This window comes from Pseudomonas sp. C8002 (assembly GCF_013385765.1).
Lineage (GTDB): Bacteria > Pseudomonadota > Gammaproteobacteria > Pseudomonadales > Pseudomonadaceae > Aquipseudomonas.
This window is the reverse complement of record NZ_JACAPJ010000008.1, coordinates 219,049-245,221: the sequence shown is the minus strand read 5'-3', so window position 1 is coordinate 245,221 and position 26,173 is coordinate 219,049. Positions and strand designations below refer to the sequence as shown.

Sequence of the window (26,173 nt, the reverse complement as noted above, 5' to 3'; positions counted from 1 at the left end):
TCAGAAGCTCCCGGCCAGGTCGCGCAGTTGCCCCTCGACTGTATCGCAGGAACGGCGGAAAACGCTCGGGTCGGACTCCTCGCCTTCTGCGGCGATCACCGTGACGTCTTCAATGCCGATGAACCCCAACGCGGTCCGCAGGTGCGGATCGGCGTGGTTCATCGCCTCGTTTTCCCCGCCCGGGCCAAAGCCGCTGCCGCCGCGACTAGTGATGATCAAGGCCTTTTTGCCCAACAATAACGGCTGGTACTGGGCGATGCCCTGGCTGTCCTGGGTGATGTCCACGGTATGGCCCATGCGCACGATCTGGTCGATCCAGGCCTTGAGGCCGCTGGGAATCCCGAAGTTGTACATCGGTACGGAAATCACCAGCAGTTCGTGCTCGACGAGCTCGGCTACCAGCTCATTGCTCAGTTGCAAATCGGCGTGCATGGACAACGGCATCGCCTGCGGCTCCGGGTGGAAGCTGGCGGCAATGAACGCTTCGCTGACGTGGGGGATAGACGCCCGGCCCACTTCGCGGCGGGTCAGCTGCGCGTCGGGATTGGCGGTGTGCCAGGCGGCCAGGAACACCTCGGCAAGGCGCCGGGAGTGGGAACGTTCGCCGCGGGGGCTGGAATGGATCGCAAGCATTTTTTTCATCTGTAGGCCTTCACACGCTAGACTCAGGCAACCTGAATGGCTGCCTCTGTTGCGCATAAATCTAGAGCCGAGCGGCCACCCTCACAAATGAGCAATAGTTGTTTTGGATGAACTGAATTCATCCATGGAGCCTCACATGTTTGCTTCGCTGCCCCTGACCGCCCTGCGCGCCTTTGAATCGGCCTCGCGCCTGTTGAGCTTCAAGGCCGCCGCCCAGGAGTTGTCGGTCACGCCGACGGCGGTGTCCCATCAGATTCGCTCGCTGGAAACCTGGCTCGGCGTACCGCTGTTCGAGCGCCTGCCGCGCCAGGTGCGCCTGACGGAACGCGGCGAGCGCCTGTTCCACAGCTTGCACGGCGCCTTGCTGGACGTCGCGCAAAGCGTCGACACTCTGCGCCCGCAACGCAGCGCCGGCAATCTCACGCTCTCCACTACGCCGGCGTTTGCCGCTCTGTGGCTGGTGCCGCGACTCGGGCGCTTCTATGCCGCCCATCCGGATATCAGCCTGCGCCTGGACACCAACTGCGCCGTGGTCGATTTACAGCAGGATGCCAGCGTCGACCTGGTGATCCGCTACAGCATCGACGACTACACGAACCTCTACGGTTTGTGCCTGTTCGACGAATGTTTCGCCGTGTATGGCTCCCCCGAACAAGTCGCCTTGGCGCGCGAGCGCACCCCGACCCTGATCAGCGTGCGCTGGCACAACTCCAGGCTGTACGCCCTGGGCTGGCAGGCCTGGTGCGAAAAGGCCGGGGAAGACTGGTTGCAATCCGCTTCGCCGCTGCGCGAATACGACGAAGAACACTACGCCCTGCAAGCGGCCATCGCCGGCCAGGGCCTGGTGCTGGCGAGCAATATCCTGGTCTCGGAAAGCGTCGCCAGCGGGTTGCTGGTGCCTTACCGGCCACAGGTCCGCGTCAACGGCGCCGGCTACAGCGCCCTGTGCGTACCGGGACGGGAACGGCACCCGCCGGTCCGGGCGTTTTTTGAGTGGTTGCAGGAGGAAGCGCGGCTGTCGGGGCACGCTCTGTAAAATCCGATAAAACTTTTTGCGTTGCCTGGGACTCACAACTTGGAGCGATCACGCCGGCAGAGCGTGGCGCAAAACCGGATTAGTACCAGGAGAATGAGATGACTGACTCACATTTGTCTGACGTAGCCACTTTACGTGACCGCGCCCGCAAGAACGTCGAAAACGGTGCCGTGACCGAAGGTTATGACGCCGACCGCCAGGAAATCCTGCGTCTGCTCAACGAATCGCTGGCCACCGAGCTGGTGTGCGTGCTGCGCTACAAGCGCCACTACTTCATGGCCAATGGCGTCAAGGCGCATGTCGCCGCCGAGGAGTTCCTCGAGCACGCCACCCAGGAAGCCGAACACGCCGACAAGTTGGCCGAGCGTATCGTGCAGTTGGGTGGCGAGCCGGAGTTCAACCCCGACTTGCTGTCGAAGAATTCCCACGCGCAGTACGTGGCCGGCAATACGCTGAAGGAGATGGTCTACGAAGACCTGGTGGCCGAGCGCATCGCGGTAGACAGCTATCGCGAAATCATCCAGTACATCGGTGACAAAGACCCGACCACTCGCCGGATCTTCGAAGACATCCTGGCCCAGGAAGAAGAACACGCCGACGACATGGCGGATATTCTGAAGGACCTGTAACTAACACAGCTAACACCGCAAAACCCATGTGGGAGCGGGCTTGCTCGCGAAGGCGGTGGGTCAGTCGGAACATTCTTGACTGATCCACCGCCTTCGCGAGCAAGCCCGCTCCCACATTTGGTTCACGGTTTTGTCAGCTAGCCTTTCACCGTCTTCGGTGCCTTGCCTTCCTTCATCTGTTGCAGCAGCGGCGCACACTGGTTCGGCTCATCGCCGCTCGGTGCCACCAGCGCCAGCAAGCCCGCCGCCGGGCCGGCAATCACACCCAAGGCAACCATGCCCGCACCACGCAGCATCAGCGGCACCGCCTTCACGCCAGCATTCGGTTTGATAAACGGCCCGTTGACGTACAACGGCGAGCGCAGGGAAAACAGGCGGAAGCCTTTGGACTCCGGGGTAATGGTCAGGTCAAGCTGCTCGCTGGCCATGTTCGCGGTGCCATCGATGTAGATGATCGCGTTCTCGGTATCGAACACAAACAGGCGAGTCGTCGCCAGGCCCGACTTGATGCCGAAGTCTGCGGCCGCACAGTTGATCTTCACTTCCTTGTCGCCAAACAGGCGGCCGACCACGTAGTTGCCAACGTTGAGCCCGGCGATTTCCATCAGTCCGCGGCTGATGGCGCCGTCGTTGATCAACATCTTCAGATCGCCATTCGACGTGCCAAGCAATGCCGCGACGGAGTTGCCGCGCCCGGAAATGTCCGCGTCGCCGTTGAGCTCACCGAAGCTGGTTTTCATCGGCTCGAAGGTCGGGAACAGCTGCTTGAGCTTGAAGTTGCGCGCGGTGAGTCTGGCCTGGCCTTCCATCGGCGTGGTGCGCCCGTTGAGACGAATCTGCGCGTCGAGCTTGCCACCGGCCACACCGAAACGCAGGGGCTCCAGGCTCAACTGCCCGTCGTTCAGCACCAGGTGAGTGTAGAGATCGGTGAACGGCAATTCGGCACTGTGGACGATGCGTTTGCCGGTGAATTCGACGTCGGCATCCATGTCGCGCCAGCGCTCGGTGCGGAACTCTTCCACTGGCAGCACCTTGGTCGCCGGCTGCTTGCTTTCGCCGCCACGGGCTTTTTGCTTGGCGTTGGAGTCGGCGCCGATCAGCGGCGCCAGGTCGGTCATCAACAGCTGGTTGGAGACCAGCGCCCCGGTGAGCTTGGGCCGCGGCTGGCTGGCGACGTAGCCGAGGTTGCCGTGGATGTCGCTGTTGCCGATCTTGCCGTTGAAGTTTTCATACTGGAACGACGCGCCACTGGCCTCGTGCAACTTGGCGATCAGGTGGCCGTCGGTGGAATAGGCCGGCGAATCCGGCAGGGTCACGCCGGTGAGAGGGTAGAGATTGCCCAGGCTGCTGCCGGAGAGCTTGAGGCGCAGGTCGAGGGCGCCGAGGTTCATCGGGTCGGTCAGGGTGCCGGCCAGCGCGATGCTGGTGTCGCCGATCCTGGCCTGGGCTTGCAGCGGGAACGGCTTGGCCGCGTCCTGCAAGGCCAGCAGGCCACCGATCTTGCCGGTGCCATCGAGTTTCTGGCCGTGGTATTGGCCCTTGACCTTGAGGCCGAACGCGTAATCCTGCGGCGCCGAGCCTTTTTCCAGGGCTTTCCTGGCGTCGGCATCGCCGACGATCTCGCCGAAGGGGATCGGCTTGCCGAGCAGGTCGATCACGACGTCGAGCTGGGTCTTGAGAGTCTGGTCGTCGAGGGTCACATGGCCTTTGTCGAAGCCGATGGCGCCGATGTCCACCACCCAGTTGGACGGTTCGGCATTCGGGTCCTTGGGGTCGAACTTGAAGGTCCAGTTGGCGCGGCCATCGGCCAGGCGCTGCAACTGCGCACTCGGTTCGGTGAGGTCGATACGCGGGATCACCACGCGCTGGGCCAGCAACGCCAGGGGCGAGATACGCAACTCCACGCGCTTGAGGGTGACCATCTGCGGGGCTTTCGACCAGTCGGGATTGCCCAGGGTCAGGTCTTCGGCAATCACATGGGGCCACGGAATCCAGGCGCGCCAGCCACCTTCATCGGGCTCGCGCTGCCACACCACTGCCAGGTTGCCATTGATGGCAAACGGTCGATGCAGCTCTTCGGAGACCTTGGCGTTGAGGGGCGGCTTGATCCGGTTCCAGTCAAAGAACACCAGGACCAACACCACAATGGCGATTAACAAAACGAAGCTGGCGCAGCTCCAGGCGAGAATTTTACGAGTGCGCGTCATTGCACAGGACTCCAGGTTACGACTGAGCGGGCGCTTTGCGGCGCGCGTTTTGACTACAGCTTATATGGCTACGACTGACAAACGGCGCGGGGGTTTAACCCCATTGATGAATTCCTCATAAAAACCGCCTTTCCTGACCAACCAGACAGTTTCAATCATCAACGACGCACCGTTGTTACCCACGTTCGTGTCGAAAATACCCACCTCGGTGCAAAAGCGCGGGCTTGAGACCTGCGAGATAGAGCCTTCGCAGGGAACAATCAATTCTGTTGATTATTACCATTGTGTTTATGAACTTTTATATCGACTTATCAAGAGTAGCATTAGCCCTGTACCCAATTTATCGCCCTCCCAAGGAGCAACCCATCATGAAACGCCAAATACTCGCAAGCTTTGCACTTTCCCTCCTGGCCACCAGCGCATTTGCCCTGCCAGCTGCTGAACAGGCAACCCCACAAGTGAAAGCCGACGCTTCCCACTTCAGCCAAACCCTGGCTCGCAGCGGCGCTTCGGACAAGAACAACACCGACTACAACGGCAGCATCACTGAAAACGGTTCGGAACAAGCCAACAAACGTGCTTACACCGAAGGCGTTGCTGAAGGTGGCCGTGACCGTCTGGAACAGAAAGGCCTGGTTGAAGGTGGCGCTGATCGCCTGTTGGAACGCAACGCTGTTGCCGAAGGTGGCCGTGATCGCCTGGAACAGAAAGGCCTGGTTGAAGATGGTTCGAGCCGCGCCAACAAACGCGCTTATGCTGACGGCGTAGTGGAAGGCGGTGCTGACCGTCTGGCAGAACTGCATCAAGCACAGAGCTAAGCCCGTGCTGGCCCTGGAAAAAAGCCCGATCAGCCGATCGGGCTTTGACTTTGTGTGAACCGCAACGCCCTTCTCCCTTTTGAAGTTCGACGCTGGCAAAGCTGATTTGCTAGAGTGCGTCGCTGTCCTTGTCCACAAAGCCCGCCTGCCAATGCTGCCCCGCGCCGAACAGAAGCAACAGACCCGACTCGCCCTGATGGACGCAGCCCGCCATCTGATGGAGTGTGGCCGTGGGTTCGGCAGCCTCAGCCTGCGTGAAGTGGCCAAGACCGCCGGCATCGTGCCCACCGGTTTCTACCGTCACTTTGCCGATATGGATCAGTTGGGCCTGGTATTGGTCAGCGAAGTCGGCCAGACCTTTCGCGCGACGATTCGCCTGGTGCGCCACAACGAATTCGTGATGGGCGGCATCATCGATGCCTCGGTGCGGATTTTCCTTGATGTGGTCGCCGCCAACCGTTCGCAATTCCTGTTCCTGGCCCGCGAGCAATACGGTGGCAGCCTCGCCGTTCGCCAAGCCATTGGTGCCCTGCGTGAAGACATCGCCAGCGACCTCGCCGCCGACCTGACCCTGATGCCCAAGCTCCAGCACCTGGATGCCGACGGCCTGCACGTGATGGCCGACCTGATCGTCAAGAGCGTGTTCGCCACCCTGCCCGACATTATCGACCCGCCCGCCGAAGCGCTGCCTGCGCACCTCACGCCACAAGCCAAGATCACCCAGCAGCTGCGTTTCATCTTTATCGGCCTCAAGCATTGGCAAGGCCTGGGCAGCACCGAATAACTCAGCGCACGGTGTGAAAACGCTTGGCGGTGGTGTAGTTCCGGTTCCAATAGCTGTTGGCCAGTGAGTCGATGCGCACGCTTTTACCCGTGCGTGGCGAGTGGATGAACTTGCCCTCTCCTATATAGAGACCAACGTGGCTGACCTGGCCGCGCCCATTGCCCCTGAAAAACACCGCATCACCCGGTTGCAACGCATTGCGCTTGACCGTGGCCGCGGTTGAGCGGTGCATCGCCGAGGTGGTGCGAGGCAGATGAATGTTGGCTTCGGTCTTGAACAGGTACACCAGGAAGCTGCTGCAATCGAAGCCCTGCTTCACCGAAGCGCCGCCCAATTTATAGGGCGTGCCCAACAGCTCGTGGGCGCGGTCGATCACGTTGTCGATAGTAGGTGGCGGCGCGAATGCCGGGGCACGCTGAAGATTGGCCGAAGCAGATGAAATGGCGAGCGACAAACTGACAATGAGTAAACAGAAAAATGACTTGTACATGGTGGAAACCGCTGAAGATTAAATACGGAGCGGAATCCTAATGAAACAGCGCGTAACGCAACGCACGGCAAATCCTGCAAGTGCGTAGGAAAAGTCCCAAGCAATCAAAACTCATAAAAGATGAAAGAAATTTCATGCACCAAGCAATGGAATTCAACGCCGAGCGCCCGGATCCGGTGCTATAAATCCAACCACGCACCAAAATGAAACATTTTGGAATAATTTCCTGCGCCATCAGGTGGCACAAGTCGCCTGCCTACAGGGAGTTCCTACTCCCCGCGTGGTTGGCAAGACCCTTGCTCTAGCTTGCTTATCGCTCATAGCTGGAAGCTTTCTGATGCTGGTGATCCACCGCCGAATCGCCCCCCAACCCGTCTGGGCCGCAGAGTTGCTGCTGAATTTCGAAGCCCGCAGCAAAAGCCGCCTGCGCTGTTTCAGTGCCGACGGAGAAGACGTCGGCCTGTTTCTGGAGCGCGGCCAACCGCCGCTGCACGATGGCGAATTCCTACAGGCTGAAGACGGACGTGTCGTACGCGTGTGCGCCCGGCCTGAACAACTGCTGCACGTCACTTGCGGCAGTGCCTTTGAACTGACCCGCGCCGCCTATCACCTGGGCAACCGCCACGTGGCGCTGCAAGTGGGTGACGGTTGGCTGCGCCTGCTCGATGACTACGTGCTCAAGGCCATGCTCGATCAGTTGGGCGCGACGACCGAGACCATCGAGGCCCCCTTCCAGCCGGAACACGGCGCCTATGGCGGCGGCCACCACCACTCCCGCCATGGCGACGAAGACTTCAACTACCCGCCCAAGCTGCACCAGTTCGGCGTACGCCTATGAACCGAGCCTGGGCGCTGTTGCGTCTGGCCAGTCCGCAGCTGCCGATTGGTGGCTACAGCTATTCCCAGGGCCTGGAAATGGCCGTGGAGCAAGCCCGCGTGACCGACCCGGCAAGTGCCGGGCGCTGGATCAGCGATCAACTGTTGCTCAACCTGGCGCGCTTCGAAGCGCCGCTGCTGCTCGCCCACTGCCAGGCCGCCGCCGAACAGGACTGGCCACGCCTCGCGCAGTTGTGCGAGGAACACCGCGCCAGCCGTGAAACCCGCGAGCTTTATCAGGAAAGCCGGCAGATGGGCTATTCCCTGCACCAGCTATTGAACGGTTTACCGGAGCTGGATGACGCCGCCCGAGAGTTCCTGGCACAGCGTTCCGAACCGCACCTGGCCCTGGGCTGGGCCCTGGCCGCCCGCGCCTGGCAGATCAGCCCGGATGACGCCCTGGCCGCCTGGCTGTGGAGTTGGCTGGAAAACCAATTGGCGGTGCTGATGAAGACGCTGCCTCTGGGCCAACAAGCCGCCCAGCGCCTGACCAGCGAACTGCTGCCGCTGCTGCAACGAGCCCAGCAGGACGCCAGCCAGCTTGACCCCAATCACTACGGCAGCGCCGCGTTTGGCCTGTCCCTGGCGTGCATGGCCCATGAGCGCCAGTACAGCCGCCTGTTCCGTTCCTAGGGCACTTTATCTTGGAGAATCACATGAACACCCAACCCCTGCGCGTCGGCATCGGCGGCCCGGTCGGCTCCGGCAAGACCGCCCTGACCCTGGCCCTGTGCCTGGCCCTGCGTGATCGCTACAACCTGGCGGTGGTCACCAACGATATCTACACCCGCGAAGACGCCGACTTCCTGGTGCGCAACCAGGCCCTGGCGCCCGAGCGCATCATCGGTGTGGAAACCGGCGGCTGCCCCCACACCGCGATTCGCGAAGACGCCTCCATCAACCTCGAAGCAGTAGACCAACTCAACCGTCGCTTTCCCGGCCTGGACCTGATCCTGGTGGAATCCGGCGGCGACAACCTGTCGGCCACCTTCAGCCCGGAACTGTCGGACCTGACCATCTACGTGATCGATGTGTCGGCCGGCGACAAGCTGCCGCGCAAAGGCGGGCCGGGAATCTGCAAATCCGACCTGCTGGTGATCAACAAGATCGACCTGGCGCCGCTGGTAGGCGCATCCCTGGAGCTGATGAACAGCGATACCCAGCGCATGCGCGGCGGTAAACCTTTCGTCTTCAGCAATCAGAAAACCGGCGTCGGCCTGGAAGAAATCGTCGCCTTCATCGAACGCCAGGGCTTGCTGACCGCAGCCTGATCAACCCCCACAAGGAGCCTGTCCATGCGCCTCAATACACTTCTCGCTGCCGCAGCCTTGCTGCTCACTCCCGCCCTCGCCTTCGCCCACCCCGGCCATGGCGACAACGGCCTGGTGGCCGGTATCAGCCACCCGCTGGGCGGCATCGACCACTTGTTGGCAATGGTCGCCGTGGGCCTGTGGGCCGCTCAACAAAAAGGCTCGGCGCGCTGGGCGCTGCCGTGCACGTTTGTCGGCACCATGCTGATCGGCGGGATGCTGGGCTTTGAAGGGCTGGAACTGCCGGCGCTGGAAAGCGGGATTGCCGCGTCGGTGCTGGCGCTGGGCCTGGCGGTAGCGCTGGCGGTGCGGCCGCCGTTGTTCGTGGCGGTGGCGGCGACGGCGCTGTTTGCACTGTTCCATGGCGTGGCCCATGGTTTGGAGCTGCCGGACATGTCCAGCCCTTGGGCGTATGCCATAGGGTTTGTGGGTGCGACGGCGGTTTTGCATGCTGCCGGTTATGCCGTGGTGCGTTTCCTGCCGGCGGCGGCTGCGCCGTTGGTGCGGGTGGCGGGTGCGGCTTCGGCGGCGACCGGGGTTTGGTTGCTCGCTGCCTGATTTTCGGTGCTCCTGAGGGCCTCTTCGCGAGCAAGCCCGCTCCCACAGTCGACTGCATTCCAACAATGGAACTCGATCGAATGTGGGAGCGGGCTTGCTCGCGAAGGCGGCAGTAAAGACAACACCGATCCCAAGCCTGATACCATGTCGCGCAAACACCCCTGCCGTGACGACGCCAGCCGATGCCCATCGCTCCAAGCTCCGCCCTCAAGCCTCAATTGACCGCCGTGTTGACGCACTTCCACGACCTGATCGTGCCGCTCTGGCAAGGCCCGGGCTGGAATGCCGACCTGGCGCTGCCCTATGAGGCCCTGGACGCCGATCATCGGCCTTTGCCCCCGCAACGCTATCGCGCGATGGCCTGCGCACGGCAGTTGTACCTGTTTGCCAGCCTGATCGGTGAACCCGGCGCAGCCTTTGCCGAGGAGCGCGCCGCCGCGTTGTTCCGCTCCCTGCAACGGCACTTCCACGACGCCGAGCACGGCGGCTGGTTCTACAGCATCGACGCCCACGGCAAGCCGCTGGATAAGCGCAAGGACCTCTACACCCACGCCTTCATCATCTTCGCCTGCGCCCACTATTGGGCCAAGGTACGTGAATCGCTGGTGGAATCGGTACTCGACGCCGCCCTGGAAGTGGTCGCCGAACGCTTCGCCACCGGCGACGGCCTGTACGAAGCGGTGCTGGAACGTAACTGGTCATCCCTCAAGTCTGGCCCTCTGCAAAACCCGCTGATGCACCTTGCCGAAGGTTTCCTCGCCACGCTGGCCGTGCGGGAGGACGCCGTCACCCAAGACGCGTTGCTGGACCTGGCCAACGCCATGCAGAAGCGCTTCATCGACCGCCAACACGGCGTGATGATGGAAAAACCGCTGGGCGCTGTGGATAACTGGTTTGAACCGGGGCATCAGTTCGAATGGTTCTTCCTGCTGGAATCTTCGGATTTGCTGCGGGGCACACCGTTGCACACATCACTGAGCAAAGCGTTCACCTATGCCGAGCAAAAGGGTGTGGATAACCTGACCGGTGCGGTCAGCGGCATGCTCGCCCTGGACGGCAGCGTGCGCGACGGCACCCAGCGCATCTGGGCCCAGGCCGAATACCTGCGGGCGCTGACCTTGCGGCCCGACAGTGAAGCCGTGCTGCAACGCCAATTGCTGGCGCTGCAACAACGCTTCCTGCACGACAAAGGCTGGAATGAGTGCCTGGATGCCAAGGGGCACGTGAGCCGGCGGGACATGCCGTCGACCACGCCTTACCACTTGGCGACGTGCTACCTGGGCCTTACGCAATCCATTTGCGGTCCCCGGTAAAACTGATCGTCAGCCAGCGGGCCGCGTCGGGCTTGCCCAACCCTGTGGATATTTCTTCGCGCAGCCCGTCCAGGGTGGCGACGTTATCCACCGGGTAATCCGCCGGCAGCACCACATGAATCTCGATAAACCGCGCCCGCCCGTGCTTCTGCACGTAGGACACGTAATCATCGAAACCATGCCTGGCCACCACCGCCTCCATCACTTCGCGCACTTTGCCGTCCAGTTGGTCCGGCACAATCCCCAACACGTCGCGTAGCGCCGGGCGCAGGATCTTGAAGGCCGGCGCCAGCATGCTCAACGCCAGCAGGATCAGGATCAACGGGTCGACATACACCGCCCACTGCCCATAGCCCTGGGACTTGAGCAACAGCGCCGCCAGGAAGCTCACCAGCAGCCCCACCGACAGCATCGCGTCCACCAACCAACTGATGTTGTCGAACTGGATCAGCGACGACTTGAGCGTGCGATTGCGGTAACGCACGTAGAAGAAATAGGCGAACTCGACGACGGTAAACACCGCCGCATAGATGATCACCAGGCCCAACTCGATATCGCGCCCGCCATTGATAATGCCGAACACGCCGTTGAGAAACGCGTAGATGGCGATCAACAGCAGGAAACTGCCCTCGATCAGCAGCACCATGGGCTCCAGGTGCCAGTAGCCGAACTGGAAACGTTCGTTGCTTTTCTTGGCGATCAGCTTGGCCGTGATCAGCATCAGCACCTTGATGGCGGTGGCGATCAGCGAGAAAAAGCCGTCGAATAAAATCGATTGGGCGCCCGACACCACCCCTGTGACAATCCCGGCGATCGCCACGGCGAACATCAGGATGGTCGATTGTTTGAGCAGCGACTGCTCACCTCGGTTACTCACATATCCTCCTGTCAAAACCTTTGAACCGCACAGCGCGGCGGGGTTTTCAGGGGTGGAGTGTACCTTATGTCCTGTTTTGGCCGATTTGCCGCATTTTCCAGGCTGACAAAAACCCTGTGGCGAGGGAGCTTGCTCCCGCTGGGGCGCGGAGCGGCCCTGGCTTTTTTGGGGCCGCTTCGCAGCCCAGCGGGAGCAAGCTCCCTCGCCACAACAGCTCGACGAACTTAGGCCTTGGCGCCACGCTCAATCGCAAACCCGGCCCAGGTCTGGCTCACTGGCATCAGCTCCAGGCGGTTGATGTTCACGTGTGCCGGGGTGTTAAGCACCCAGAAGATCGTATCCGCAATGTCCTGCGGCTGGATCGGCTCGGCACCGGCATAAGTCGCGTCATAACGCGCCTGGTCACCGGCAAAGCGCACCAGCGAGAACTCACTCTCACACAGGCCCGGCTCGATGTTGGTCACGCGCACGCCGGTGCCCTGCAGGTCGCAACGCAGGTTCAGCGAGAACTGTTTGACGAAGGCCTTGGTGCCGCCATACACGTGGCTGCCCGGGTACGGGTAGCTGCCGGCAATGGAACCGAGGTTGATGATGCCGGCGCCACGGCCGTGGGCGATCAAGCGCGGCAACAGCAGGCTGGTGGTGGTCAGCAGGCCCTTGATGTTGGTGTCGACCATGGTTTCCCAATCGTCGAGGCTGCACTTCGGCGCAGGGTCGGTGCCCACCGCCAGGCCGGCGTTGTTGATCAGCCCGCGCAGCGTGGCAAAGGACGGCGGCAGGTTGGCGATCGCCTCTTCCATGGCCTTGCGGTCACGCACGTCCACCACCAGGCCGAGCACTTCGGTCTGCTTGGAAAGCTCGGCGCACAGGGCGTTCAAGCGCTCTGCGCGGCGGCCGGTGAGCACCAGTTTCCAGCCGGCTTCGGCAAAACGGCGGGCACAGGCTTCGCCAAAACCGGAGGTCGCGCCAGTAATAAACAGCGTATCGGACATGGTGTTCTCCTTGCGGGGCTACGAGGTAAAAAATCAGCCAGCAGAATGCCCGGCTGCCGGGCTGGCGGCAACTGATACACGCTGTGGACACAGGTGAATGCCGCTCATGCTGTACGAAATTCAACCAATCGCCCGAAAGCCATACAGGCCGTGGCGTGCAGCCATGTGCGCGCACCTTATCCACAGCCCCGTCCACAGTCTTTGGGGGCAAGTACAAAAGCTGAAAGCCGCGCTACACAAGGCTTTCAGCGCGATTCAAAAAGTTTTTTGCTTGACCTTGCGCAGCCCGTATGTAGGCCGGTTCAAAACGGTGCAACCAGGACGATGGCTCCAGGCCAGTCATTCCGGCCTCTGCGGCACTCTTTCCAGAGTTTAGTCACAGACTTATCCACAGGCCGGAGTGACATATTCCGGTCATATACCTGTGTCTTTAAACAGGTTGACAAACCCCTCGGGTGGTCACGAAAAACTCACTGATCAATAAACAACCACCACGCTGCAAGCCGCGAAAACAAAGGCCTCCAGCCAGCTACTCCCACGTTACCCACAGCCGGTTCCACAGTGCTTGGGGACAAGTCAAAACTGTGACAAAACAGGGATTTGCGGCGGCTATATGTCGCGCTTTGGCAGGTGCCCGGATTTGTTGTCCACAATTTCAGGAAAGCCTGCAGGCGACGCAAAAAAATGTGGGAGCGGGCTTGTGTGGGAGCGGGCTTGCTCGCGAAAGCGGCGTATCTGTCAATGCACATGTGACTGACCCACCGTCTTCGCGAGCAAGCCCGCTCCCACACAAGCCCGCTCCCACATTGGACCTGCGAACGACTTAATGCCCGCCGAGGTAGGCGTTACGCACCTCCTCATTCACCAGCAGCTCCTTGCCGGTGCCGGTAAGGCGAATCTCGCCGTTGACCATCACGTACGCCCGGTCCGACAAGCGCAACGCATGGTTGGCGTTCTGCTCCACCAGGAAGATGGTCATGCCGGTAGACGCCAGCTCCCGCAGCGTGGAAAAGATCTGCTTCACCACGATCGGCGCCAGCCCCAGGCTCGGCTCGTCCAGCAGCAACAGCTTGGGCCGGCTCATCAGTGCGCGGGCGATGGCAAGCATCTGCTGTTCACCACCGGACATGGTCATCGCCCGCTGGTTGCGCCGCTCCTTGAGCCGCGGGAACAGCTCGAACATGCGCTGCATGTCTTCGGTGGCGAACTTGTCGCCAATCGGGATGGTGCCCATCAGCAGGTTTTCCTCGACGGTCATGTCGGGGAACACCCGCCGCCCTTCCGGCGACTGCGCAATGCCGTTGGAGGCGATGTAGTGGGACGACTTGTGGGTAATGTCGACGCCGCGGTAGATGATCTGCCCGGACTCGGCCCGTGGCTGGCCAAAGATCGACATCAGCAGCGTGGATTTACCCGCACCGTTGGAGCCGATCAGGCTCACGGTTTCGCCTTCGTTGATGTGCAGCGAAACTTTCTTCAGGGCCTGGATCGGGCCGTAGAACACGTCCAGGTCTTTCAGTTCGAGGATTGGCTCACTCATACCAGTTCCTCTTCGTCAGCGCCCAGATAAGCCGCGATCACCTTCGGATCATTGCGGATCGCTTCCGGCCCGCCCTCGGCAATCACGTTGCCGTGGTCCAGCACCACGATGTGGTCGGAAATACTCATCACCATGCCCATGTCGTGTTCGATCAGCACCACCGTCAGGTCGTGCTCGTCCCGCAGCAGGCGAATCATCGCGCTGAGGGCTTCGGTTTCCTGGGGGTTGAGGCCGGCGGCCGGTTCGTCGAGGCAAATAATCTGCGGCCGGGTGCACATGGCACGGGCGATTTCCAGGCGGCGCTGCTGGCCGTAGGACAGCTCGCCGGCCAGGCGGTTGGCGCAGTCCACCAGGTCCACCACTTCCAGCCAGTAGAACGCATGGTCGAGGGCATCGCTTTCAGCCTTACGGTAGCCCTTGGTATTGAGGATGCCCGCGAGCATGTTGCGGTTGACCCACATGTGCTGGGCCACCAGCAGGTTCTCCACCACCGACATTTCCTTGAACAGGCGAATGTTCTGGAAGGTGCGCGCCAAACCCGCCCGGTTCACCAGGTGAGTGCCGCCGAACATCTTGTAGAACACCCGGCTGACGAAGCTTTTCGGCGAGACAAAGTCGGTGGCCTTGAAACGCTCGCCCAGCAGTTGGATCACGTTGGTCTGCTTGCCGCGCACATTGAGTTCGATCTTGCCGCCGGAGGCTTTGTAGAAACCGGTCAGGCAGTTGAACACGGTGGTCTTGCCGGCACCGTTGGGACCGATCAGGGCGAAGATCGAGTTGCGCTTGACCTTGAGACTTACGTCGCTCAAGGCCTTGATGCCACCAAAGTGCATCATCAGGTGTTCCACGGAAAGAACGACTTCCTTGCTCATGGCGCCACTCCTTTACGCGGGACGACACCGGTACGGCTGATACGAATCAGGCCTCGTGGTCGCCAGATCATCATCACCACCATCAACACGCCGAAGAGCAGCACGCGGTACTCGGAGAAGCTGCGCAGCAGCTCCGGCGCCACCGTCAGCACGAACGCGGCAATCACCACGCCGACGGTCGAGCCCATGCCGCCCAATACCACGATGGCGAGGATCAGCGCCGACTCGAAGAAGGTGAACGACGACGGGTTGACGAAGCCCTGGTAGCTGGCGAAAAACACCCCGGCCAGACCGGCAGTGGACGCGCCGATGGTGAACGCCGAGAGCTTCACCAGCACGTGGTTGAGGCCCATGGAACGGCAGGCGATTTCGTCTTCGCGCAAGGCTTCCCACGCGCGGCCCACCGGCATGCGGGTCAGGCGGTGCTTGATGTACAGCACCAGCAGCACTACCAGGAACAGCACGATGTAGATGAACAGGAATTTGATGTTGGGGTTGTAGTCGATGCCGAAGAACTCGTGGAACGGCACCCCGCCATCCTTCGCCTTGCGCACGAACTCCAGGCCGAAAAACGTTGGCGACGGCACCGGCATGCCGTTCGGGCCACCGGTAAACGACAGCCAGTTATTCAGCACCAGGCGGATGATTTCACCGAAGCCCAGGGTCACGATCGCCAGGTAATCGCCGTGCATTCGCAGCACCGGAAACCCGAGTATGCACCCCGCCAGCGCCGCACAAATCGCCGCCAGCGGCAGCACCGACCAGAAGCCCAGGCCGAGGTACTGGTAACCCAGCGCCAGGCCATAGGCGCCGATGGCGTAGAACGCCACGTAACCCAGGTCGAGCAGCCCGGCCAGGCCGACCACGATGTTCAGGCCAAGGCCCAGCAACACGTAGATCAACCCGAGGATCACCACGGTCAGCAGGTATTTGTTGGCAAAGAACGGGAACACGATGGCAATCACGATCAACGCCGGGATGATCCAGCGCAGGCGCGACTTGTAGTCCGGCTTGAGTACATGCACACCGGAGCCGGTGCTTTCAAACCCTTGCAGAATCCGCAGGCCCCTTGGGGTTTGCAGGAACAGGCTCATGGCGAACCGGCCGACCATCACGATGGCCACCAGGATGCCGACACGCGCCGGTTGCAGGTTGAAGCTGTAGCCGTCGAGGACCACGCCGACGATCGGACCGAACACGATCAGCGAAATCAGCCCGGCGAGTACCGCATCGACGACACTTTTCTTGATATCGATAGAGTAGGCAGCAGACATAGTTATACCTTCGCCACGAGTGGGCGACCGAGCAGGCCCTGGGGACGGAAAATCAGGATCACCACCAGCAGGGAGAAACTGAACACGTCTTTGTAGTCAGAGTTGATCAACCCCGAGAACAGCGACTCGGAAATACCCAGGATGATCCCGCCCAGCATGGCCCCAGGCAGGGAGCCGATGCCGCCGAGTACCGCTGCGGTAAATGCCTTGATGCCGATGATGAAGCCGGCATAGAAGTCGAACGTGCCGTAGTTCAGGGTGATCAGCACACCGGCCAGCGCGGCCATGGCGGCACCAATCACGAATACGTAGGAGATGACCCGGTCGGTGTTGATACCGAGGATCGACGCCATCTTGCGGTCTTGCTGGGTAGCGCGGCACATGCGGCCGAGCTTGGTGTACTTGATGATGTAGGTCAGCAGGCCCATGCCGACGAACGCGGCCACCAGGATGAACACCTTGGTGTAGGTCAATTGCACGAAGCCGGTGCCGATATCGACTCTCCAGGCGCCGGCCAGCAGCGTCGGGATGCCTTGTTGCTTGGCGCCCTGGGCGATCTGCGCGTAGTTCTGCAGGATCAGCGAAATACCGATGGCGCTGATCAGCGGTGCCAGTCGGGTGGAGTTGCGCAGCGGTTTGTAGGCGACACGCTCGATGACCCAGCCGTAGACGCCGGTGACGACGACGGTGAAGATCAGGGTGCCAAGGATGAGCAGCGGGAAGGATTCGATGCCGAAGTAAGCCAGCAGTGCCAGACTGATCGCCGCGAGGTAAGCGGAAATCATATAAACCTCGCCATGGGCGAAGTTGATCATGCCAATGATGCCATAGACCATTGTGTAGCCGATGGCGATCAAGCCATAGACCGACCCGAGGGTCAGCCCATTGACCAGTTGCTGCAGGAAAATACCATCCATAACGCAATCTCACGCAGTGAGAGCCTGCACACGGGTGCGTGTGTGTGCGGATCTTCTAGGAGGAAAACAGAGGCTCAGCACTCGCCCACTGCAGGAGCGAGCTTGCTCGCGAAAAACCCGAGAGCGACGCATGCATCCAGGATGCCCGCGTCATCGTTGACGTTCTTCGCGAGCAAGCTCGCTCCTACAGAGAGGTCATGCAGTCAGTTCGGATTACTTCTGCTTTTCCAGCTGGTGATACTTGCCATCCTTGTCCCACTGGTAAACCACATAGTCGGAGACTTTCAGGTCGCCCTTGGCGTCCCAGGTCTTCTCGCCCATGACGGTTTTGACCGGGTGGGCTTTCAGCCACTTGGCCGCGTCTTCGCCCTTGTTGGACTTGGCGCCATTGAAGCCAGCGGCCAGGGCCTGGAGTGAAGCATAGGCATACAGGGTGTAGCCTTCAGGCTCGGTGCCACTTTTGCGGAACTCTTCCACCACCGCCTTGCTGTCTGGCAGCAGACGCGGGTCGGCGCCAAAGGTCATGTACACGCCGTCCACATACTGTGCGCCGCCGGCGGTCGCTACCAGTTCGTCGGTGACCACACCGTCATCGGACATGAACTTGACGTCTTTCAGGCCGGCTTCACGAATCTGGCGAACCAGTGGACCGGCTTCCGGGTGCAGGCCGCCGAAGTACACGACATCAGCACCGGTGGAGCGGATCTTGGTGACCAGGGCGCTGAAGTCTTTCTCGCCACGGGTCAGGCCTTCTTCCAGCACCGGCTTCACGCCACGCTTGGTCAACTGCGCCGCGGTGGCGTCAGCCAACCCTTTGCCGTAGGTGTCCTTGTCGTTGATAACCGCGACTTTCTTGCCCTTGAGCACGTCGACAATGTAGTCACCGGCCACGATGCCTTGCTGGTCGTCACGGCCGCACATACGGAACATGGCGGTCATGCCGCGCTCGGTCACTTGCGGGTTGGTGGAGCCTGGAGTGATCGCGATTACACCCGCGTCGTTATAAACCTCGGAGGCCGGAATGGTGTTCGAGGAGCAGAAGTGCCCGACCACACCGATCACTTTGTCCTGGTCAACCAGACGGTTGGCCACGGCCACGGCCTGCTTGGGTTCGCAGGCATCGTCGCCGGCAACCAGCACGACTTTCTCGCCATTGATGCCGCCGGCCTTGTTGATAACGTCGGCTGCCGCCTGGGCACCTGTCATGTACTGCTTGCCAAATGCCGCGTTGGCACCGGTCATCGGCCCCGCTACGCCAATCTTCACATCAGCTTGAGCAAACGCAGAAACACCCAGCGCCGCAGTAACGGCGAGGGCTAGAAAACCTTTCTTGTAAAACGTCTGGGACATGAGTGGTGCTCCGAGGTTTTTGTTGAATTGGCACTGCAGCTTCACTTCAAAAACTTTCGGAGAAAGCCCAGAGCAAGCGTCGTGCCATTACGTTTTTATTATTCAAAAAGACACGGTGTCATTGTTATTGCAGGTTTTTGGGCGCCTTTTGATTGGACGTGCAACCGTCTATCTCAACCAGGTGCAACCATTGGACCTATAAAGTGCAACCCGACCAATCAAGCACTGCAACCCGGCCACTAAACGGCCACCCTTAAACATGTAACAGCGTGCGTAACGGAAGTGCACATTTACAGTGCGTTACTGCTACGACTCGCACCAATACAGATTAGTAGCCGGCTAAGAAAATGCAGGCTTCTGAGGGGTATTTCGTTGATCAGATCACGATCCGCAGGCATTGGCCCGCGTGATACAGCGAGAATCCCGCCTCGTACAAACAGCTGCGCAGGCCCACACCGGCCAACGGCTGCATCGGCGCAAAGGGGATCGGCAGTGCCTGTGGATCCTGGTGACACAGATAATCCGCGAAGGCTTTGCCCACGACACTGCCGGTCGTCACCCCGCGCCCGTTGTAACCGGTGACCGCCACCAGCCCGGGCGCCGGCTCGAACAGGCGCATCAAGTGGTCCGGGGTGAACGCGATGCAGCCGGTCCAGGTGCACTCCCACTGCACCGGTTTGAGGTACGGGAAGTAGTGCTGTTGCACCCGATCGGCCCAGGCCTTGAGGAACCACGCAGGTTTCTGGTTGCCGTTGCCCAGGCTGCCGAGCAGCAGGCGGCCTTCGGCGTCGCGGCGGATGCTGCTGAGTACCTGGCGAGTGTCCCAGGAGCCTTGCCCGCCGGGCAGGATTTGTTGGGCGGCGTCGTCGGTCAGAGGGGCCGACGCCACCTGATAGTAATAACCGGGGAAAAAGTTGCGGCGCAGCTCGGTCCACTCGCCTTCGGTGTAGGCGTTGGAGGCGATTACCACTTGTTCGGCGTGTACGGAGCCCTGGGCAGTCTGCACAGACCAGTGCTGGCCCTGGCGTTCCAGTTGGGTGACTGGGGAGTGATCGAACAACTGTCCGCCGAGCCCGACGGCGGCATTGGCCAAACCACTGGTGTAGGCCATCGGGTTCAAGGTGCCGGCCCGCCGGTCGAGCAAGGCGGCAGCAATCTTTTTGGTACCGGTGGCTTGTTCGCATGCAGCGCCGGTCAACAGCTCCACCGGTGCACCGCGACGCTTCCACTGTTCCTCACGACTGCGCAAATCCGCCTCGCCACGGGCGTTGTGCGCCATGTGCAAGGTGCCCTCGCGACGCAGTTGGCAGTCGATGTTGTATTTGTCGATCAGGCTGAACACCAGGGACGGTGCCGCGCCGAGCATGCGGTTGAGCTGGCTGCCCACCGCGGTACCAAAACCGGCTTCGATCTCGTCCGGGGGAATCCACATCCCTGCATTGACCAGCCCTACGTTGCGCCCCGAACCACCGTGGCCGGTGCGATGGGCCTCGAGTACGGCGACACTTTTTCCTTGTTCCAGCAAGTGTATGGCTGCCGACAAACCGGTGATGCCGGCGCCGATCACGCACACATCCACTTTTGCCTCGCCCTTGAGCGCGGCACGATCCGGCCGGCCAGGAGTGAGTTGTTCCCACAAGCATGCTTCGCGTAATGCCATTGCCAGACTCCGATGAGACCTAACAAACCACTTTTCCGAATTGTAAATACGGTCAAATGTGGGAGCGGGCTTGCTCGCGAAAGCGGTGGATCAGATAAGCATTCGTTGACTGACACACCGCTTTCGCGAGCAAGCCCGCTCCCACATTGACCTCACTCCGACTTGAGGTATCAGTCGAAGGTAATGCCCTGGGCCAGCGGCAGTTCCAGCGAGTAGTTCACGGTGTTGGTCTGGCGACGCATGTACCCGCGCCATGCATCCGAGCCCGACTCACGCCCGCCACCGGTCTCTTTCTCACCGCCAAACGCGCCACCAATCTCCGCGCCGCTCGGGCCGATGTTGACGTTGGCGATCCCGCAGTCACTGCCCACCGCCGACATGAACTGCTCGGCCTCGCGCACGTCAGTGGTAAAGATGCACGAAGACAGGCCTTGTGGCACCGCATTGTTCAGGCGCAGCGCTTCAGCGAAATCGGTATAGCCGACCACATACAGAATCGGCGCGAACGTCTCGGTGCACACCACATCACTCTGCTCCGGCATTTCCACGATGGCCGGCGACACGTAGTAAGCGTTGGGGAACGTGTCTTCCAACTGGCGCTTGCCGCCAAACACCCGGCCGCCTTCGCTCAAGGCCTGCTCCAGGGCATCCTGCATGTTTTCGAAGCTGTGCTTGTCGATCAGCGGGCCGATCAGGTTGCCTTCCAGCGGATGGCCGATGCGCACTTTGGAATACGCAGCCTTGAGGCGGGTGACGATTTCCTCCTTCACCGACTCATGGGCGATCAAGCGGCGCAGGCTGGTGCAGCGCTGCCCGGCGGTGCCGACGGCGCTGAACAGGATGGCGCGCACGGCCATGTCCAGGTCGGCGCTTGGGCCGAGGATCATCGCGTTGTTGCCGCCCAGTTCGAGAATGCTGCGGGCAAAACGTGCAGCGACTTTCGGCGCTACTTCGCGGCCCATGCGGGTGCTGCCGGTGGCGCTGATCAGCGCAACACGCGGGTCATCCACCAGTGCGGCGCCGGCATCGCGGCCACCGATGATCACCTGGCTGAGGTACGGCGGCGCATCGCTGAAGTTCTTCAGTACGCGCTCGAACAGTGCCTGGCAGGCCAGGGCGGTAAGCGGGGTTTTTTCCGACGGTTTCCAGATCACTGCGTTGCCGCACACCAGCGCCAGCGCGGTGTTCCACGCCCATACGGCGACCGGGAAGTTGAAGGCGCTGATCACGCCAACCACGCCCAGCGGGTGCCAGGTTTCACGCATGTGGTGGCCCGGACGCTCGGAGGCGATGGTCAAGCCGTACAGCTGGCGCGACAGGCCGACGGCGAAGTCGCAGATGTCGATCATTTCCTGCACTTCACCCAAACCTTCCTGGGTGATCTTGCCGGCTTCCCACGACACCAGCTCGCCGAGGTCGGCCTTGTACTCGCGCAACACGTCACCGAACTGGCGCACCAGCTCACCACGACGCGGGGCCGGCACCTTGCGCCAGGCCTCGAATGCATGCTCGGCGCGACTGACCTGCTGCTCCACGTCGGCGGCGCCTTCCCAGTGCACACTGGCAATCCGGCTGCCATCAATGGGCGAATGCACGGGTTGTTTACCCGACTGGTACAGCGCCGGGTTTACCCCGAGACGATCAAGCAATGCGGCAACCATGGGTCACTCCTTCAATCTACAAACAGAAATTTGCGCCGCCAGCGGTCGCGGCGATCCAGACCTTATTTGTAGCTGGCCCAAGACTTGCCAACAAACGACGATTAGGCGAGATATCATTCCGTTTATTCATGCTAAGAATAAAAAGAGGCGTGCCGTGCTGAATAAAAGACATTTGCCCTCGATCACCGCCCTGCAGTGCTTCGAAGCGGTCACCCGCCACCTGAGTTTTACCCGCGCCGCCGAAGAGCTGAACCTCACCCAGAGCGCTGTCAGCAAACAGGTCGCGCAGCTGGAAGAACTGTTGCAGCACCTGCTGTTTCGCCGGGTGCGCCGCCGCTTGCAGATGACCCCGGCGGGCGATCTGTACCTGGTGGAAGTGCGCAAGATCCTCACCCAGGTGGAGATGTCCACCCATTACCTGCGCTCCTACGGCGGCGAGACTGAAGTGCTGCGGGTGTCCACGCCCTACACCTTCGGCGCCCGCTGGCTGGTGCCGCGCCTCAAGGGCTGGCGACTGCGCCATCCGCAGATTCACCTGGACCTGTGCAACGAACAGGAGCCCGACGAGCTGCTGCAAGGCAAGGCCGACCTGGCCTTCTACTTTGGCCAGGGCTCACGGCCCGGCACCGAAAGCCTCAAGCTGTTCAGCGAAGAACTGGTGCCCGTGTGCTCACCCGACAGCCTGCCCGCCCAAGCATTTACCGACCCCACGCAACTGAGCGAACTGGTGTTGCTGCAAAACGCCTCGCGCCCGCAAGGCTGGCATGACTGGTTCGCCGCCCAGGGTCATCACACCGAGCACAGCTACCATGGGCCGCGCTTCGAGACCTTTTATATGTGCATTCGCGCCGCACAGGTTGGCTGCGGTGTGGCGCTGCTGCCCAGGTTTCTGGTGGAAGAAGAGCTCGCCGAAGGCAAGCTGGTGATCCCCTGGCAGCACGCGATGCCGAGCCAGGATGCGTACTACCTGGCCTACCCCGAGCACTCGGCGGAAGTGCCCAAGGTGCGAGATTTTGTGAAGTGGATGATGGAGCAGGTTGAGTCTGATTGAGGCGCGTTGCCTGCAATACCGCCTTCGCGAGCAAGCCCGCTCCCACATTTGGAACGCATTTCAAATGTGGGAGCGGGCTTGCTCGCGAAGGCGTCAGGGGCCACACAACAATGCCCAGCTGAAAAAACACTGGCAAAACAGCACAGGTCTATGCGCCACTAGCGCCATTCCTTAATTGTGCGTAAAGGTCGGCGCCCATCGTCGACCCGTCTGGAGATTCCCGTTATGAGCGAGAGTGTGTTTGCCGATCGCATCGTGCAGAACCTGCTCGACACCGACTTCTACAAGCTGACCATGATGCAGGCGGTGCTGCACAACTACCCGAACGTGGAAGTTGAATGGGAGTTTCGTTGCCGCAACAGTGAAGACCTGCGCCCGTACCTGGCGGAGATCCGCTACCAGATCGAGCGCCTCGCCGAGCTGAGCCTGAGCCCCGACCAACTGGGCTTCCTGGAACGCATCAGCTTCATGAAGCCGGATTTCCTGCGTTTCCTCGGGCTGTTTCGCTTCAACCTGCGCTACGTGCACACCGGTATCGAAAACGGTGAGCTGTTTATCCGCCTGCGCGGGCCATGGCTGCACGTGATCCTGTTTGAAGTGCCGATGCTGGCCATCGTCAGTGAAGTGCGTAACCGCTATCGCTACCAGAGCGTGATCCTCGAACAGGCCCGCGAGCAGCTGTATCGCAAGTTCGACTGGCTGACGGCCAACGCCAGCGTCGAAGAACTGTCCGAACTGCAGGTCGCGGATTTCGGCACGCGTCGACGCTTCTCCTACCGCGTGCAGGAAGAAGTGGTGAACGTGCTCAAGCACGACTTCCCCGGGCGTTTTGTCGGCACCAGCAACGTGCACCTGGCCCGCGAGCTGAACATGAAGCCGCTGGGCACCATGGCCCACGAATGGATCATGGCCCACCAGCAACTCGGCCCGCGCCTGATCGACAGCCAGATCGCCGCCCTCGACTGCTGGGTGCGCGAGTACCGTGGCCTGCTGGGCATCGCCCTGACCGATTGCATCACCACCGATGCGTTTCTCAGCGATTTCGACCTGTACTTCGCCAAGCTCTTCGACGGCCTGCGCCACGACTCCGGTGACCCGGTGCAATGGGCCGAAAAGGCGATCGCCCACTACCACAAGCTGGGGATCGAGCCGATGAGCAAGACCCTGGTGTTCTCCGACAGCCTGTCGCTGCCCAAGGCGCTGGAGATTTTCCGCGCGCTGCGTGGTCGGATCAATGTGAGCTTCGGCATCGGCACCAACCTGACCTGTGATATTCCAGGTGTGGAACCGATGAGCATCGTGCTTAAAATGACTGCCTGTAATGGCCAGCCCGTCGCGAAGATTTCCGATGAAGCGGGCAAGACCCACTGCACCGATCCGAACTTTGTCGCCTATTTGCGCCACGTTTTCAAAGTACCTGCCCTACCCAGCAAGGAGTGAATCATGCAAGCCGTACAGCGCGAGATTGCTGAACAGCTCAAGGTCCAACCACCGTTCAAGGACCAGGCCGCCCTTGAGGCGGAGGTCGCCCGGCGCGTTACCTTTATCCAGGATTGCCTGCTCAATTCAGGCCTCAAGACGTTGGTGCTGGGCATCAGCGGCGGCGTCGACTCCCTGACCGCCGGCCTGCTGGCCCAGCGTGCAATGCAAGAGTTGCGGGCTGCCAAGGGTGACGATGCGTACCGCTTTATCGCGGTGCGCCTGCCGTACGAAACCCAGTTCGACGAACACGATGCCCAGGCGTCCGTGGACTTTATCGAGCCCGACGAGCGCCACACAGTGAACATCGGCCCGGCGGTGAAATCCCTGGCCAATGAAGTGGCGGCGTTTGAAGGCAAGGCCGCAGTCTCCCGGGACTTCGTGCTGGGCAACACCAAGGCGCGCATGCGCATGGTGGCGCAGTACACCATCGCCGGCGCGGCCGGTGGTTTGGTGATCGGTACCGACCATGCGGCGGAAGCCGTGATGGGCTTTTTCACCAAGTTCGGTGACGGCGCCTGCGACCTGGCACCGCTGAGCGGGCTGGTGAAGAACCAGGTGCGCGCGATTGCCCGGCACTTTGGTGCTCCGGAATCGCTGGTAGAGAAGATCCCGACGGCCGACCTGGAAGACCTGTCGCCGGGCAAGCCGGACGAAGCGTCCCATGGCGTGACCTATGCCGAGATCGACGCGTTCCTGCACGGCGAGCCGGTGCGCGAGGAGGCCTTCAAGATCATCTGCGACACCTATCGCAAGACCGAGCACAAGCGGGTGATGCCGTTTGCACCCTGATCTGACGTAGCGGCTCATTCTGGCAAAAGGGCTTGTTGTGGTGAAGGAGCTTGCTGTGGTGAAACAGAGCTTGCTGTGGTGAAAGAGCTTGCTGTGGCGAGGGAGCTTGCTCCCGCTGGGGCGCGAAGCGGCCCCTGAAACCTGCTTACTGCTTTTTCTGATGCTACGCGGTGAGCTTATTGGGGCTGCTCCGCAGCCCAGCGGGAGCAAGCTCCCTCGCCACAAGAGCAGCCTGCCTACAGGCAAAAAAAGCGCCCCGAAGGGCGCTTTTTTTTGCCTGAAGATTGCTTACTTCAGGGTCACAGTGCCTTTCATCATCGAGATGTGGCCTGGGAACGAGCAGAAGAACGCGTAGTCAGTGCCTGCCGCCAGCTTCGACACATCGAAGGTCACGGAGTCTTTCTCGCCGGCACCGATGATCTTGGTGTGGGCGATGATGCGGGTGTCGCCGTCTTTCAGGTAGTTCTTGTCGATGCCGGCAGCCATGCCGTCGCTGGCGATGCCAGGCATGTCGGCGGCGGAACTCAGCACCCAGTTATGGCCCATGACGTTTTTCGGCAAGCTGCCGGAGTGGGTCAACTCAACGGTGAACGTCTTGCAGCTCTTGTCGATTTCGATGGCCTTGGTGTTGAAGGACATCTGGTCAGTGGAGTCGACAGTGACCTTGCACTCTGCAGCAAGCAACTGGCCGCTAGCCAGAGTCAGCAGGGAAACAGCAACGAGTTTGGCAAACATGTGAATCTCCAGGGCAGGGTTTAAAAAACGCATATTGCGACAAGGGTGCCTGAGTCAGGCAGGACTTCATATGATCTGTATCAACAGATTGTATACAACTTTAGGCTATCAGACTCATCGACACAATCTACCGGCCAAAGTGCGAGTGCCGGCCTATGATCGGTCCATCACCCATCCGGAGTCCCAGCCATGCACCTCAATAGTCTGTTCCGCAGCCTGCTTGCCGCCTATGCCTGTGGTGCCAGCGGCACCTGCGAAACACCTCAACGCGAGGTTTAATCCTTTGAGAGACGCAAGCCAGCCTTTACTC

The 26,173-nt window shown here is 61.0% G+C and carries 25 protein-coding genes; 12 read left to right on the top strand and 13 right to left on the bottom strand.

The features are described from left to right. Complete coding sequence (locus HX814_RS14865; RefSeq protein ID WP_177008323.1) at positions 1-642, bottom strand: FMN-dependent NADH-azoreductase; 642 nt, start codon at positions 640-642, stop codon at positions 1-3. A gap of 124 nt (positions 643-766) precedes the next feature. Here HX814_RS14865 and HX814_RS14860 point away from each other — a divergent pair, with 124 nt between their 5' ends. Beyond that, complete coding sequence (locus HX814_RS14860; RefSeq protein WP_085984661.1) at positions 767-1,678, top strand: LysR substrate-binding domain-containing protein; 912 nt, start codon at positions 767-769, stop codon at positions 1,676-1,678. Between the two features lie 98 nt (positions 1,679-1,776). Then, positions 1,777-2,307, top strand: a complete 531-nt coding sequence (locus HX814_RS14855) for a bacterioferritin (protein ID WP_003217418.1) — start codon at positions 1,777-1,779, stop codon at positions 2,305-2,307. A gap of 137 nt (positions 2,308-2,444) precedes the next feature. Here HX814_RS14855 and HX814_RS14850 read toward each other — a convergent pair whose 3' ends face one another. Continuing rightward, positions 2,445-4,514 carry an AsmA family protein gene (locus HX814_RS14850; RefSeq protein WP_003217419.1) on the bottom strand — a complete coding sequence of 690 codons (2,070 nt, stop codon included), beginning with the start codon at positions 4,512-4,514 and terminating at the stop codon, positions 2,445-2,447. A 368-nt stretch (positions 4,515-4,882) separates the two neighbouring features. On the opposite strand from HX814_RS14850, the gene HX814_RS14845 reads away from it, so the two are divergent. Together HX814_RS14845 and HX814_RS14840 are read left to right on the top strand one after the other, a co-directional pair. Beyond that, positions 4,883-5,332, top strand: coding sequence for a hypothetical protein (locus HX814_RS14845; protein ID WP_177008322.1), 450 nt, complete (start codon positions 4,883-4,885; stop codon positions 5,330-5,332). A gap of 151 nt (positions 5,333-5,483) precedes the next feature. Further along, positions 5,484-6,116, top strand: a complete 633-nt coding sequence (locus HX814_RS14840; protein WP_003217423.1) for a TetR family transcriptional regulator — start codon at positions 5,484-5,486, stop codon at positions 6,114-6,116. Position 6,117: 1 nt separating this feature from the next. Here HX814_RS14840 and HX814_RS14835 read toward each other — a convergent pair whose 3' ends face one another. After that, a complete protein-coding gene (locus HX814_RS14835) occupies positions 6,118-6,606 on the bottom strand; it encodes a C40 family peptidase (protein WP_003217425.1) in 489 nt (162 codons plus the stop codon). Positions 6,607-6,943: 337 nt separating this feature from the next. Between HX814_RS14835 and ureE the strand changes: the two genes are divergently transcribed. From ureE to HX814_RS14810, 5 genes are all read left to right on the top strand, one after another. Continuing rightward, positions 6,944-7,444 carry an urease accessory protein UreE gene (gene ureE / locus HX814_RS14830; RefSeq protein WP_003217426.1) on the top strand — a complete coding sequence of 167 codons (501 nt, stop codon included), beginning with the start codon at positions 6,944-6,946 and terminating at the stop codon, positions 7,442-7,444. Further along, positions 7,441-8,115 (top strand): urease accessory protein UreF, encoded by a 675-nt coding sequence (locus tag HX814_RS14825; protein ID WP_177008321.1) that lies wholly within the window; start codon positions 7,441-7,443, stop codon positions 8,113-8,115. Before ureE ends, HX814_RS14825 begins: the two co-directional genes overlap by 4 nt. A gap of 23 nt (positions 8,116-8,138) precedes the next feature. Next, positions 8,139-8,753 (top strand): urease accessory protein UreG, encoded by a 615-nt coding sequence (ureG, locus tag HX814_RS14820; RefSeq protein ID WP_003217431.1) that lies wholly within the window; start codon positions 8,139-8,141, stop codon positions 8,751-8,753. 24 nt (positions 8,754-8,777) lie between these two features. Beyond that, positions 8,778-9,350: a HupE/UreJ family protein gene (locus HX814_RS14815; protein ID WP_087692463.1), complete on the top strand. Its 573-nt coding sequence runs from the start codon at positions 8,778-8,780 to the stop codon at positions 9,348-9,350. A 182-nt stretch (positions 9,351-9,532) separates the two neighbouring features. Further along, positions 9,533-10,663, top strand: a complete 1,131-nt coding sequence (locus tag HX814_RS14810; protein WP_102367989.1) for an AGE family epimerase/isomerase — start codon at positions 9,533-9,535, stop codon at positions 10,661-10,663. Here HX814_RS14810 and HX814_RS14805 read toward each other — a convergent pair. The 9 genes from HX814_RS14805 to HX814_RS14765 all read right to left on the bottom strand — a co-directional run bounded on the left by HX814_RS14805 (position 10,635) and on the right by HX814_RS14765 (position 21,806). Next, complete coding sequence (locus tag HX814_RS14805; RefSeq protein WP_008439079.1) at positions 10,635-11,540, bottom strand: cation diffusion facilitator family transporter; 906 nt, start codon at positions 11,538-11,540, stop codon at positions 10,635-10,637. The two genes, HX814_RS14810 and HX814_RS14805, sit on opposite strands and share 29 nt — an antisense overlap. Positions 11,541-11,764: 224 nt before the next feature. After that, on the bottom strand, positions 11,765-12,532 hold the full coding sequence (locus HX814_RS14800; protein WP_008439080.1) for an SDR family oxidoreductase: 768 nt from the start codon (positions 12,530-12,532) through the stop codon (positions 11,765-11,767). Between the two features lie 823 nt (positions 12,533-13,355). After that, on the bottom strand, positions 13,356-14,072 hold the full coding sequence (locus tag HX814_RS14795; RefSeq protein ID WP_003217439.1) for an ABC transporter ATP-binding protein: 717 nt from the start codon (positions 14,070-14,072) through the stop codon (positions 13,356-13,358). Continuing rightward, positions 14,069-14,944: an ABC transporter ATP-binding protein gene (locus tag HX814_RS14790; protein ID WP_003217442.1), complete on the bottom strand. Its 876-nt coding sequence runs from the start codon at positions 14,942-14,944 to the stop codon at positions 14,069-14,071. The genes HX814_RS14795 and HX814_RS14790 overlap by 4 nt, the downstream gene beginning before the upstream one ends. Continuing rightward, positions 14,941-16,218 carry a high-affinity branched-chain amino acid ABC transporter permease LivM gene (gene livM, locus HX814_RS14785; RefSeq protein WP_003217445.1) on the bottom strand — a complete coding sequence of 426 codons (1,278 nt, stop codon included), beginning with the start codon at positions 16,216-16,218 and terminating at the stop codon, positions 14,941-14,943. Before livM ends, HX814_RS14790 begins: the two co-directional genes overlap by 4 nt. A 2-nt stretch (positions 16,219-16,220) precedes the next feature. Then, the gene (locus HX814_RS14780; RefSeq protein ID WP_003217447.1) at positions 16,221-17,135 is read right to left on the bottom strand and encodes a branched-chain amino acid ABC transporter permease; all 915 of its coding nucleotides are present in this window, start codon (positions 17,133-17,135) and stop codon (positions 16,221-16,223) included. Between the two features lie 213 nt (positions 17,136-17,348). Continuing rightward, the gene (locus tag HX814_RS14775) at positions 17,349-18,485 is read right to left on the bottom strand and encodes an ABC transporter substrate-binding protein (protein ID WP_017478363.1); all 1,137 of its coding nucleotides are present in this window, start codon (positions 18,483-18,485) and stop codon (positions 17,349-17,351) included. 376 nt (positions 18,486-18,861) lie between these two features. Further along, a complete protein-coding gene (locus tag HX814_RS14770; RefSeq protein WP_177008320.1) occupies positions 18,862-20,145 on the bottom strand; it encodes an FAD-binding oxidoreductase in 1,284 nt (427 codons plus the stop codon). Positions 20,146-20,315: 170 nt separating this feature from the next. Further along, on the bottom strand, positions 20,316-21,806 hold the full coding sequence (locus tag HX814_RS14765) for an aldehyde dehydrogenase family protein (protein WP_177008319.1): 1,491 nt from the start codon (positions 21,804-21,806) through the stop codon (positions 20,316-20,318). Between the two features lie 154 nt (positions 21,807-21,960). On the opposite strand from HX814_RS14765, the gene HX814_RS14760 reads away from it, so the two are divergent. The 3 genes from HX814_RS14760 to nadE all read left to right on the top strand — a co-directional run bounded on the left by HX814_RS14760 (position 21,961) and on the right by nadE (position 25,128). After that, complete coding sequence (locus HX814_RS14760) at positions 21,961-22,857, top strand: LysR family transcriptional regulator (RefSeq protein ID WP_003217454.1); 897 nt, start codon at positions 21,961-21,963, stop codon at positions 22,855-22,857. Between the two features lie 225 nt (positions 22,858-23,082). Continuing rightward, positions 23,083-24,297, top strand: coding sequence for a nicotinate phosphoribosyltransferase (gene pncB, locus HX814_RS14755; RefSeq protein ID WP_003217456.1), 1,215 nt, complete (start codon positions 23,083-23,085; stop codon positions 24,295-24,297). Between the two features lie 3 nt (positions 24,298-24,300). Further along, positions 24,301-25,128, top strand: coding sequence for an ammonia-dependent NAD(+) synthetase (nadE, locus tag HX814_RS14750; protein WP_003217462.1), 828 nt, complete (start codon positions 24,301-24,303; stop codon positions 25,126-25,128). Positions 25,129-25,416: 288 nt separating this feature from the next. Here the strand turns inward: nadE and azu are convergent, their stop codons facing one another. Then, positions 25,417-25,863, bottom strand: a complete 447-nt coding sequence (azu, locus tag HX814_RS14745) for an azurin (protein WP_008439083.1) — start codon at positions 25,861-25,863, stop codon at positions 25,417-25,419. Between the last annotated feature and the right edge of the window lie 310 nt (positions 25,864-26,173).

Excerpts from the sequence above, each read along its gene's own strand:
- HX814_RS14865 (WP_177008323.1), bottom strand. The coding sequence starts at position 642 with ATGAAAAAAATGCTTGCGATCCATTCCAGCCCCCGCGGCGAACGTTCC.
- HX814_RS14860 (WP_085984661.1), top strand. The coding sequence starts at position 767 with ATGGAGCCTCACATGTTTGCTTCGCTGCCCCTGACCGCCCTGCGCGCC.
- HX814_RS14855 (WP_003217418.1), top strand. The coding sequence starts at position 1,777 with ATGACTGACTCACATTTGTCTGACGTAGCCACTTTACGTGACCGCGCC.
- HX814_RS14850 (WP_003217419.1), bottom strand. The coding sequence starts at position 4,514 with ATGACGCGCACTCGTAAAATTCTCGCCTGGAGCTGCGCCAGCTTCGTT.
- HX814_RS14845 (WP_177008322.1), top strand. The coding sequence starts at position 4,883 with ATGAAACGCCAAATACTCGCAAGCTTTGCACTTTCCCTCCTGGCCACC.
- HX814_RS14840 (WP_003217423.1), top strand. The coding sequence starts at position 5,484 with ATGCTGCCCCGCGCCGAACAGAAGCAACAGACCCGACTCGCCCTGATG.
- HX814_RS14835 (WP_003217425.1), bottom strand. The coding sequence starts at position 6,606 with ATGTACAAGTCATTTTTCTGTTTACTCATTGTCAGTTTGTCGCTCGCC.
- ureE (WP_003217426.1), top strand. The coding sequence starts at position 6,944 with ATGCTGGTGATCCACCGCCGAATCGCCCCCCAACCCGTCTGGGCCGCA.
- HX814_RS14825 (WP_177008321.1), top strand. The coding sequence starts at position 7,441 with ATGAACCGAGCCTGGGCGCTGTTGCGTCTGGCCAGTCCGCAGCTGCCG.
- ureG (WP_003217431.1), top strand. The coding sequence starts at position 8,139 with ATGAACACCCAACCCCTGCGCGTCGGCATCGGCGGCCCGGTCGGCTCC.
- HX814_RS14815 (WP_087692463.1), top strand. The coding sequence starts at position 8,778 with ATGCGCCTCAATACACTTCTCGCTGCCGCAGCCTTGCTGCTCACTCCC.
- HX814_RS14810 (WP_102367989.1), top strand. The coding sequence starts at position 9,533 with ATGCCCATCGCTCCAAGCTCCGCCCTCAAGCCTCAATTGACCGCCGTG.
- HX814_RS14800 (WP_008439080.1), bottom strand. The coding sequence starts at position 12,532 with ATGTCCGATACGCTGTTTATTACTGGCGCGACCTCCGGTTTTGGCGAA.
- HX814_RS14795 (WP_003217439.1), bottom strand. The coding sequence starts at position 14,072 with ATGAGTGAGCCAATCCTCGAACTGAAAGACCTGGACGTGTTCTACGGC.
- HX814_RS14790 (WP_003217442.1), bottom strand. The coding sequence starts at position 14,944 with ATGAGCAAGGAAGTCGTTCTTTCCGTGGAACACCTGATGATGCACTTT.
- livM (WP_003217445.1), bottom strand. The coding sequence starts at position 16,218 with ATGTCTGCTGCCTACTCTATCGATATCAAGAAAAGTGTCGTCGATGCG.
- HX814_RS14780 (WP_003217447.1), bottom strand. The coding sequence starts at position 17,135 with ATGGATGGTATTTTCCTGCAGCAACTGGTCAATGGGCTGACCCTCGGG.
- HX814_RS14775 (WP_017478363.1), bottom strand. The coding sequence starts at position 18,485 with ATGTCCCAGACGTTTTACAAGAAAGGTTTTCTAGCCCTCGCCGTTACT.
- HX814_RS14770 (WP_177008320.1), bottom strand. The coding sequence starts at position 20,145 with ATGGCATTACGCGAAGCATGCTTGTGGGAACAACTCACTCCTGGCCGG.
- HX814_RS14765 (WP_177008319.1), bottom strand. The coding sequence starts at position 21,806 with ATGGTTGCCGCATTGCTTGATCGTCTCGGGGTAAACCCGGCGCTGTAC.
- pncB (WP_003217456.1), top strand. The coding sequence starts at position 23,083 with ATGAGCGAGAGTGTGTTTGCCGATCGCATCGTGCAGAACCTGCTCGAC.
- nadE (WP_003217462.1), top strand. The coding sequence starts at position 24,301 with ATGCAAGCCGTACAGCGCGAGATTGCTGAACAGCTCAAGGTCCAACCA.
- azu (WP_008439083.1), bottom strand. The coding sequence starts at position 25,863 with ATGTTTGCCAAACTCGTTGCTGTTTCCCTGCTGACTCTGGCTAGCGGC.